Origin of the sequence: Bartonella sp. CL266QHHD (assembly GCF_042195355.1) — a bacterium.
In the GTDB taxonomy this organism is placed as follows: domain Bacteria; phylum Pseudomonadota; class Alphaproteobacteria; order Rhizobiales; family Rhizobiaceae; genus Bartonella.
In genome coordinates this window covers 1-6,187 of record NZ_JBHIOD010000043.1, presented here as the reverse complement: position 1 = coordinate 6,187, position 6,187 = coordinate 1, and the positions used below count along the sequence as shown (strand labels likewise).

The window sequence follows — 6,187 nt, the reverse complement described above, 5'->3', positions numbered from 1 at the left end:
TGCAGACCCTTTTCTTGATGATAGTTACAGAGATGAAGGCTTTCAACAAACGGGGGCTGTAGGCAATGGCATTTTACAGCTCGCCATTGATCCAACCTTTTACACCGCTCATCTGAACGCGCCTGTTACGCTTGACTGGACAAATGAAGTGATCATTGCGCAAGAGTTGACAACTGCTTGCGAAAAAATCAATCCTTATCAAAATTTTGCGACCTTGCCTGGTACAGTAACCCTTGAACCCGCGACAGACTTCTGGCATGAACAGCGTACCGATTGGCTCTCAAGCGTGACCAATCAACTGAACATGGGATGGAACCGTGGGAGAAGCGTTCGTAAAACAGAAATCAGTGATGATTTGGTGAGTGCAACCCAAGAGAAAATCGATTTTTTGAGACAAATTACCCTTTCTTTCAAAATTGAAGGTTTTGGCAGTAGCGAAATCTTGGAACGTCTTACCTTTGATGGTGTGAATATTTTACCAAAAACAAAGCTTGTTGCTAACACCAAAGGCACCCTTGAAGGCACTTTCACGATTCCACAAAATATTACCGCTGGTACAAAAAATGTTGTGGCACGGGGAAAAGGTGGAACAATTGCAACAGGGCTTTTTACCGGTCAAGGTGTGATTGATGTGAAAGTGATGCGGCGCACCACAACAGTAAAGATCTGGACGCAAGTGGACCCACAAGCGCAAGTTTTTACCCCCGATGAAACACGGCAAATCACCGGTATTGACTTTCATCTTTGCAAAATCGGTAATGAGAACCATGATCTGGTGATTGATTTGGTCACCACAGAAAACGGTTATCCGACCGCCGATATTCAAGCGCAAAGCTTTTATTCTATGAAGGGCGCAAAGCTAGGTTGGGCAGAGGCACGCTATGATGTACCACTCCTTGTCCCCGATGACCGCTTAACGGCTTTCGTTATTAAGACAGATGATAGTAATCATTCTGTCTCACTGGCAAAGCTTGGGGATTTTGATGCAGAACACCAGAGATACGTCTCGAGCCACCCTTACGTGACCGGTCCACGCTTTTCTTCTGTCAATGCTAGGAGCTGGACCGCCCATCAAGATGAGGCTTTAGCCTTTCGAGTGCTGGCGGCACGCTACACACAAACAGAAAAAACCATTGATCTTGGCACTTTTGACCTTGTTGACTGCTCTGATTTGCAAATACGCGCAGCCATTGAATTGCCTTCAAGCGATTGTTCTGTCATCTTTGAAATTGAAAGAAACAATGGCACAATTTATCAACTTCTTCCCTTTCAATTGCTAAGCCTTACTGAATATATCAGTGAAAAGATAAAGCTTCGCGCTATTCTCAAAGGCACCGAAAAGCTCTCACCCGTCTTGTTTGCGCCTGTTCAATTGATTGCGGGAAAGATCCATAAGGAAGCTACCTATGTCACGCGTGCTTTTGCCTTTGGTGAAAAAGCAAGATTGACCAGCTATATCAAAACCTTTTTACCAGGTGGTGCAACCTTTTCACTGGAGATGCAACTGGATGATGGTGCTTTCACCCCTTTGAAACTTGACGAAACAGAACAACTCGCTGAACCGCTTTGGACAGAACGAAAATTTACCAGCAGTGATAAAGGCGCCAAACAAGCGCGCTTGAAACTCACGCTTACCGGTGGACCTGCTGCGCGGTCCATGGTGCGTGATTTTGGCGCTGGCATATTATAATGGGAAAATGAGAGATGACAAAAACCAAAAAACTCGACATGGAATTGCCTAAAGAAGGACGCTTTATCAGTTCTGAATTCCCAATCTTGCGGGAAAACTTGACCAAAATTGATCAAGCTCTTTTGGCTGTTGAGGAAAAGATAAACGAAAAAGCACCTTTACAACACACGCACACAATAAGTGATGTTGCAGATCTTGAAGCAGCCTTGAAGGGCAAGATGGCAGCGGATAAAACTTTCACTTTAAAAGATTTAGGTGATATCGAGGGTGCACAAGATGCAGCCAACAATTATGTTCTCTACAAAGCAAGCAACAATCACTTCACTTTTGGCAGTGCTGTCTCTCTATTAGGCGCACATCAACATAAAACCGAAGATATCGTGGGTCTTGACGATTTTAGAGCCAAGATCAACGAAGATCTCACAGCCTATGGTCGCTTAGCCAGCCCAAATGAATGGCAAAGTTATAATAAATTTACCAGCAAAGTCACTATGAGTGGTGACTTAGAACTGTTGGGTAATTCGTCGTTTAATCTCATCTATAATGGCAAAGTGGTTACCAATTTAAACACAAACGGAAGCTTGCTTAAAGGACCTTTAAAAGTCGATGGTGATCTTGTTTATACGAAGGCGCAAGTGGATGCCGCCATTTTGGCACAAATAAAGAGTCTTAAAAAAGATTTGATCGATAAAATCACAAATTGGCCGGCCCTTGCTGATGTTGAATTGCTCTATACACAGGATGGGAAAATTCAGTGGCCCGTCTGGGTCACCGATAAAACTAAAGTTGAGATCCAAGCTTGGGGTGGTGGGGGTAGTGGTGGTAGAGCGTTTGGGATAGGATTAGGAGGAGGTGGTGGAGGTGGTGGTTGTTCCGTCTGGTATGGCTATAAAGTCAGTTTAAACGGTCACGAGGATATCATCATTGGTAAAGGAGGGGCTTCTATTGCAAAGAATTTTGTAAGCGGTAAGCCTGGAGAAACAACAACCATTGGCAAAAATTTTATTACCGCTACTGGAGGAAAGGGTGGTGGGGGAGCTGACGCCCGTATCTCTCACTCGATTACTGGGAGTACGAATTCCTTCTATTCAGGCTCTGGTGGTGCTGGAGGCGTGGGAGGAAATTTTGGTTTAGCAAAAGACGAACATCCAGGACTTGCTAAAGGTGGAAATGGTTGTGCTGGAACGAGTGGAAACAATGGAAAAACAAGCGGTAATGGCGGTGATGCTGGGGGTGATACATCAAGGGGGGGCTCTGGAGGAACGGGACAAGGCTCATATAGTTCAGGAAAAGCGGGGCGTGGCTTTGGGGGTGGGGGTGCTGGTTCTCATGGGACTGATTGTTCAAGTGGCGCTGGAGCTGATGGGGCTGTCCTCATAAGATTATGGAAAGATTAAATGGTTGTGAACGATCACAAAAGAAAGACGAGCAAGTTTAAGTTATAATAGCACCTTTAAAAAAAGCATCTCAATACGATAGAACAGCACTAACAAGAACTCGTGAAAAGAGGATGTATTTTAGGTTGTTTATGTTTTAGAGCTTGTGCTAAATCATAATTTGCCTGCATAGCTAACCAAGCACGTGCAGTACTCACACCAGCCATTTCAAGCCTAATAGCGAGATTGGGACTAAGTGCAGCTTTCCCATTTAAAACCCTAGAAAATGCGACACGAGACATACCAAGCCGTTCGGCTGTTTCACTAACAGATAAACCAAGCTCTGCGATTACGTCTTCACGCAATAATTCACCGGGATGTGGAGGATTTTTCATCATTTTTTAGTTCTCCTTATTTAATGATAATCTAGGTAATCGACCAATTCGACATCTATACCAATAAAACGGAATATTACGCGCCAATTTCCATTTACAGTAATTGACCAATAGCCCTTAAGATCACCTTTTAGAGGATGTAATCGAAAGGACGGATAATTCAAATCATTTGGTGATATAGCTACATCAAGAGCACCGAGAATACGCCTTAACTTTTGAGTGTGAGCTGATTGAATGCCTTTTGTCGTACCAGTGTTGTAGAAAGCTTCGAGCCCTTTATGTTTAAATCCTAAAATCATAATGCACTATATCGTGTATCGTTACCAAATACAAGAAGGACGCGCTTTACGTCCTGAATGTTCACCTTTTTGCGCTTGTTCGTGCCATAAATAATAATATCGAACAACATCCCCTGCTTTAAACATGTTCATCACTATTCAAAATGTCATCTAAACCACGATCTAAATCGTCTAATATATTTTGCGGTGCATCTGCATAAACAAAAGATTGTGCACCAGAACGAGATTTTACTAATTCATTATATAAATCAACAGGAAGCATAATGATTTTTTCACGCCCTCGCTTTGTTAAAGCTACAGGTGTAGACATAGCCTCGTCTAAAATATCGCCTGCCCCGCGGTTTACATCTGTAAAACTATATTTTTTCATATGCACATCCTATCTTTAATGTATAATACGTATTATACGTAGAATATGTATTATGTAAAGATATTTTACGGCATTAACTACCTCCCCGCCTCAAAGACGAGGAGATAAAATCATGTTTTTAACTTAAGCTACTTTTACAACAGGGCTTACTAAAACTCGCTTGGCTTCTTCAACAAGCGTTTTATAATGTTTGCTCTCTTCTGCTAATGTAAAGGCTTTAACAAGATGCATGTGAAGCGGTCCATAAATATAAACAGCTTTTTCAGTAGGTCCCATTTCATCCCAGTTGCTTGGAAAATCAAAGCGTGTATCACGATCATTATCAATTAATTGGTTTTTTAAATCATAGAAAGCTTTGACGAGGGCTTTTTTGAATGCACGCACCGTATCATTGTTACGCATATAGGTCATGAGTAGAGTGGCTTGTGGTTCGTTGAGAATAGCAATTACTCTTTTCTGTCTTCCGCCTTTGGTCCCAAAGGGTGAGATTTCAAATCCAACCCTTCCAAATTCTTCAAGGTCTTCAATGTTTTGACGTACCAACTTTATAACTGTAGCGTGGCTATTCCCCACACCACCGGCAATTTTTAAAGAGGTTGTGACAGCAATACCATCATTGTTGATTGTTACTAGATTGTTCATAATGAACTCCTTACTATTTAGTTGTTTTCTATTGACGCCCTAGAGGGGTATCGGGTGCTAGAAAACACGGTAGTAAGTCCGTCGTTATGCTTTCCCCATAAGGGTATTTTATAGCGTAACTACACCCGATAACATTATTATACGCTATGCGCATATAACGAGTCAAAGCATTCAATGCACGGAAAAAGACTGTTTCGGTAACCAATCCGCTTGTTGTTTTAAGATGTTTTTGAAGCACCTTTGTATGAATCTAACGGTTTTAAAGTTTTTGTCAAGTCGCTCGTCAGAACGGCTTCCACCTCTAATTTTTCCCATTCATTTCATTAGCCAACCATTTAAAGGAGTATAAAATGGCAACAGGTTTTTTACACGGTGTTGAAGTCGTTGAGGTTGACGACGGCACCCGCCCCCTTCGCGCGGTACAATCGGCAGTTATCGGGATTGTTGGCACAGCACCCGATGCCGATGACCGAGCATTCCCTCTCAACACACCGGTTTTGGTAGCAGGCTCTCTTTCACAAGCTGCAAAACTCGATAAAACGGGTAAGCGTCAAGGTACCTTACCCAATGCCCTTGATCTCATTTTCAAGCAAGTGGGTGCCATTGTTGTTGTCGTGCGCGTGAACGAGGGTGACAATGAAAATGCAACACTCACCAATGTTCTTGGCGGTGTAAACGCAAATGGCGCTTATGAAGGTGTTCATGCTTTGATTGGAGCGCAATCCATTGTAGGACAAACACCACGCATTCTCATCGCTCCAGGCTTTACACATCAACGCCCTTCCAGTGTGAATATTGAAGAGAATGGAACTAGTGCAACTGCCAACCCCGTCGCAGCAGAACTCATTGGCATTGCAGAGCGTCTGCGTGCTATTGTGGTGCTTGATGCACCAAACACGACAGATGAAGCAGCCCTTAGCACAGCAAAGGATTTTGATTCAAAACGCGCTATTATCGTTGACCCTTTTGTAAAGGTGAATCGTGATGGAAAAATTGTAGAACAGCCAGCAAGTGCAGCAGTTGCTGGTGTCATTGCCAAAACTGATTTTACACACGGTTTTTGGCATTCCCCTTCAAACAAAGTGATCAATGGCATTGTTGGAACTGCGCGCCCCATTGATTTTTCCATTGGGGACAGATCAAGCCGCGCCAACCTTCTCAATGAACAAAACATCACAACAATTATCCGCGAAAACGGTTATCGTCTTTGGGGTAATCGCACCCTTTCAAGTGATACAAAATTTGCTTTCTTATCGGTGGTACGCACCGCAGATATGATCAATGATGCCATTTTGCGCGGGCATCTATGGGCTGTCGACCGCAATATCAAAAAAACCTACATGAATGATGTCAGTGAAAGCGTCAATGCCTATTTGCGTGATTTAAAAGCACAAGGCGCCATTCTTGGTGGACGT

7 protein-coding genes are annotated in these 6,187 nt (G+C 43.1%); 3 read left to right on the top strand and 4 right to left on the bottom strand.

The genetic code is table 11. The annotated features are described in order from the left end of the window. Both ACFIK7_RS05890 and ACFIK7_RS05885 read left to right on the top strand, forming a co-directional pair. Window positions 1-1,690 (top strand): DUF4815 domain-containing protein (locus ACFIK7_RS05890; RefSeq protein WP_375663079.1); only part of this gene is annotated, 1,690 nt, incomplete at its 5' end. 14 nt (window positions 1,691-1,704) lie between these two features. Next, window positions 1,705-3,087 (top strand): Bgr_08870 family protein, encoded by a 1,383-nt coding sequence (locus ACFIK7_RS05885; protein WP_375663078.1) that lies wholly within the window; start codon window positions 1,705-1,707, stop codon window positions 3,085-3,087. 89 nt (window positions 3,088-3,176) lie between these two features. On the opposite strand, the gene ACFIK7_RS05880 is transcribed toward ACFIK7_RS05885, so the two are convergent. The 4 genes from ACFIK7_RS05880 to ACFIK7_RS05865 all read right to left on the bottom strand — a co-directional run bounded on the left by ACFIK7_RS05880 (window position 3,177) and on the right by ACFIK7_RS05865 (window position 4,772). Beyond that, window positions 3,177-3,464, bottom strand: coding sequence for a HigA family addiction module antitoxin (locus ACFIK7_RS05880; protein WP_120101694.1), 288 nt, complete (start codon window positions 3,462-3,464; stop codon window positions 3,177-3,179). A 17-nt stretch (window positions 3,465-3,481) separates the two neighbouring features. After that, window positions 3,482-3,760, bottom strand: coding sequence for a type II toxin-antitoxin system RelE/ParE family toxin (locus tag ACFIK7_RS05875; protein WP_375631845.1), 279 nt, complete (start codon window positions 3,758-3,760; stop codon window positions 3,482-3,484). Between the two features lie 118 nt (window positions 3,761-3,878). Beyond that, the gene (locus ACFIK7_RS05870) at window positions 3,879-4,130 is read right to left on the bottom strand and encodes a type II toxin-antitoxin system prevent-host-death family antitoxin (protein ID WP_375631843.1); all 252 of its coding nucleotides are present in this window, start codon (window positions 4,128-4,130) and stop codon (window positions 3,879-3,881) included. Window positions 4,131-4,253: 123 nt separating this feature from the next. After that, window positions 4,254-4,772 (bottom strand): Rha family transcriptional regulator, encoded by a 519-nt coding sequence (locus tag ACFIK7_RS05865; RefSeq protein ID WP_273791634.1) that lies wholly within the window; start codon window positions 4,770-4,772, stop codon window positions 4,254-4,256. A gap of 350 nt (window positions 4,773-5,122) precedes the next feature. On the opposite strand from ACFIK7_RS05865, the gene ACFIK7_RS05860 reads away from it, so the two are divergent. Continuing rightward, a partial coding sequence (locus ACFIK7_RS05860) for a phage tail sheath subtilisin-like domain-containing protein (protein ID WP_375663077.1) occupies window positions 5,123-6,187 on the top strand: 1,065 nt, incomplete at its 3' end.

Coding starts and splice junctions, on each gene's coding strand:
- ACFIK7_RS05885 (WP_375663078.1), top strand. CDS start 1,705: ATGACAAAAACCAAAAAACTCGACATGGAATTGCCTAAAGAAGGACGC.
- ACFIK7_RS05880 (WP_120101694.1), bottom strand. CDS start 3,464: ATGATGAAAAATCCTCCACATCCCGGTGAATTATTGCGTGAAGACGTA.
- ACFIK7_RS05875 (WP_375631845.1), bottom strand. CDS start 3,760: ATGATTTTAGGATTTAAACATAAAGGGCTCGAAGCTTTCTACAACACT.
- ACFIK7_RS05870 (WP_375631843.1), bottom strand. CDS start 4,130: ATGAAAAAATATAGTTTTACAGATGTAAACCGCGGGGCAGGCGATATT.
- ACFIK7_RS05865 (WP_273791634.1), bottom strand. CDS start 4,772: ATGAACAATCTAGTAACAATCAACAATGATGGTATTGCTGTCACAACC.